Genomic DNA, 2,268 nt, shown 5'->3' with positions numbered 1-2,268 from the left:
GGGGGGCTTCCTTGCGGGGCGGCTGGGCGCTCCAGGCGGCGGCGGCCGTCATCAGGGCGATGGCGGCCACCAGGCCGAAGCCCAGCAGTTGGCGGCCGGTCCCGGGCGAGGGCGCGATCAACAGGGCGATGCGGGCTTCCAGCGGGTGCTTGCCCGGCGCCGGCCAGTAACAGCCGACCGGCAGCGCCTGTTCGGCCAGCTGGGTCTTCAGCATGGTGGCGGCGTAGCGCTTGCGGTCTTTGGGGTAGCGGGCCACCACCACCGCGTCACAGCTCAGCTCCTGGTCCAGGCGGATGGCGCGGGCGGCCATGTGGATCAGCGGGTTGAACCAGAACAGGCACTGCACCGCCGCCAGCACGGCGTTGGCGCGCGCATCATCCCGCTCCATATGCACCCGCTCATGGGCCCGGATCAGGGCCTGCTCGCGCGGGGTGAACCGTTCGGCGAAATCGCCGGGAAGGATCAGGCGGGGATCGATCACCCCGACGATGGCCGGCCCGGCCTGGCCGCGCGCGGCCCGACGCATGAACCGCTGCTGGCCCTTGACCAGCGACAGCGTCATCACGGCCGCCCCAAACAGCCAGGCCAGGATGGCGGCGCCGGACAGCCAAGGCTGGCTCTCGATGATATGGGCCAGGTCCGGGCCGGAGGCGGCGGCCGTCACGGTGCGCATCGGCGGCAGCAGACTGGCGGCGGCGGCCAACGGCACGATCAGCCACAGGGCATAGACAGCCTGGGCGCCGAACAGTCGCAGGATCGGGCGACGCAGGACGAGGACAATCAGGATGGCGGCAGCCGCCGCCAGGTTCAGCTTGGCGAGGGTGATCAACAGATCACTCATCATCGCCCATCTCCGAAATCAGCGCCTTCAGCCGGGCCACCTCCTGGGGGCTCAGCTTGCGGTGCTCGGCGAAGTGGGAGATCAGCGGCGCCAGCTCGCCGTCGAACAGCCGATCCAGCAGGCCCTGGCTCTCGTTGCTGACGTATTCGTCGCGCTGCACCAGGGGGCGGTACTGGTGGCGTCCACCCGCCCGCTCCGACTGGATGACCGACTTCTTGAGCAGGCGGTTGATCAGCGTCTTGACCGTGGCGTCGCCCCAATCCTGGGCCTGCTTGACCTCGGCGACCAGCTCATCGGCCGTGCAGGCGCCTTTGCGCCACAGGGCTTCCATGACCTGGCTTTCGGCGCTGGTGATCTGGACGGGTTCACGGGCCATCAGGTGAGACTACGCCCGTAATGCAGGGCGTCAAGCGGCAAAATTATCTGCGTCATCCCGGCGCGGCGGCCGGAATGACGCAGATCGCTCAGGCGGCCTCGGAGTCCTTCTCCTCGGTCAGCGCCGCCAGCAGCGCCTCCCAGTCGATGGCGCCGGTCGCCTCGGCGGGTTGGGCTTCGTTTGTCGCCTGCAGGGCTTCCATGCGCCTGGAGCCGGCGGCCTCCAGTTCATCGAAGGTCAGCGACCCGTCGGCGTCCGCGTCCGCCTCGGCGAACAGGTCCTCGAGGCTCGGGCGTTGGAACTCCTCCTGCGCCTGGAGGAGCGAGCCCATCGTGCCGCCTGCCATGGCCGGCGGCGGTCCCGGCGGTGGGCCGGAAGGCTTCATCGATTGCGCCTCGGTGGCGCTCAGCTTGCCGTCTCCATCCGCGTCGGCGGACTTGAACATCGATTGGCGCATCGCCAGGGCCGCCTCGGCGCCGCCGGACGACATCAGGCTGGATATCTGCATGGGAGGTCTCCTTCTCGGCGGCAGGGGGCGCCGCCGGCTGTGTGACCTGCAGTGTGCGTGCCGTGTTTCACGCTGAAACCAAACTGGCCGAACTGGAAACCGCCGTGAAATCAAACCCCTCTCGGCAGGGGCAGGCGCACCGTGGCCGTCAGCCCGGCTCCATGGTTGGCCAGGGTCACATCCCCGCCGTGGGCGCGGGCTATGGAGCGGGCGGCGGCCAGTCCCAGGCCGACGCCGCCCTCAAGCGTGCGGGCCGCTTCGGCGCGGTAGAAGGGCTCGAACACCCGCTCCAGTTCGGCGGGCGGCAGGCCTGGGCCGGCGTCAGTGACGCGGGTCACCGCCTCATCGCCCTCGCGGGTCAGGCGGATGCGGGCCTCGCCGCCGTACTTGACGGCGTTATCGACCAGGTTGGCGAACAGGCGCTTCAGGGCCACGGCGTCGGCCTCGACGGTCAGCGACTGGACGGTCTCTATCCCGACCCGCCCGCCGAACTGGAGCGGGTGTTCGAGCCCTTCTACCGCGCCGAAGCGGCCCGCACGCTTG

The 2,268-nt window shown here is 70.0% G+C and carries 4 protein-coding genes; all 4 read right to left on the bottom strand.

All coding sequences use genetic code 11. The annotated features are described in order from the left end of the window. A partial coding sequence (locus GVN21_RS20250) for a M56 family metallopeptidase (protein ID WP_240903053.1) occupies positions 1 to 841 on the bottom strand: 841 nt, incomplete at its 3' end. Continuing rightward, positions 834 to 1,217: a BlaI/MecI/CopY family transcriptional regulator gene (locus GVN21_RS20245; RefSeq protein WP_166576547.1), complete on the bottom strand. Its 384-nt coding sequence runs from the start codon at positions 1,215 to 1,217 to the stop codon at positions 834 to 836. The genes GVN21_RS20250 and GVN21_RS20245, both read right to left, overlap by 8 nt. Positions 1,218 to 1,305: 88 nt before the next feature. Next, complete coding sequence (locus tag GVN21_RS20240; RefSeq protein WP_166576546.1) at positions 1,306 to 1,725, bottom strand: EF-hand domain-containing protein; 420 nt, start codon at positions 1,723 to 1,725, stop codon at positions 1,306 to 1,308. A gap of 110 nt (positions 1,726 to 1,835) precedes the next feature. Continuing rightward, positions 1,836 to 2,268, bottom strand: a 433-nt coding sequence (locus GVN21_RS20235; RefSeq protein WP_166576545.1) for an ATP-binding protein, incomplete at its 5' end; no start/stop codon positions are given.

The sequence above is a fragment of the Caulobacter sp. SLTY genome (assembly GCF_009905535.1).
Lineage (GTDB): Bacteria > Pseudomonadota > Alphaproteobacteria > Caulobacterales > Caulobacteraceae > Caulobacter.
This window is presented reverse-complemented; position numbering and strand designations above follow the sequence as displayed.